Origin of the sequence: Klebsiella sp. EMBS2024 (assembly GCF_036233805.1) — a bacterium.
In the GTDB taxonomy this organism is placed as follows: Bacteria; Pseudomonadota; Gammaproteobacteria; order Enterobacterales; family Enterobacteriaceae; genus Klebsiella; species Klebsiella pneumoniae.
In genome coordinates this window covers 1,569,740-1,569,954 of the sequence record NZ_JAZARW010000001.1, presented here as the reverse complement: position 1 = coordinate 1,569,954, position 215 = coordinate 1,569,740, and the positions used below count along the sequence as shown (strand labels likewise).

General features: G+C 56.3%; 1 pseudogene. It reads right to left on the bottom strand.

Annotation, left to right across the window (positions count from 1 at the left end):
* Positions 1–215, bottom strand: a pseudogene (locus VZP09_RS07080) (terminase small subunit); the annotation flags it as partial.

The window sequence follows — 215 nt, the reverse complement described above, 5'->3', positions numbered from 1 at the left end:
TCCACCAGCTCTTCTGCGCACTTTTCTTTCTGCGCAGTGCGCAATTTCTTCTGCGCAGGTTTTTGCGCAGGTTGCGCAGAAGGCTTTTTGATGTATCGACGGGCGGTAGCGTAGTTCAGTCCCTGCGCTTCACACCAATCCTTCGGTGATACGCCGGTTGCGGCATGATCGGACAGGAACCGTTGCTGAAGCTCGCCCCAGTCCGGTTTCGCCAT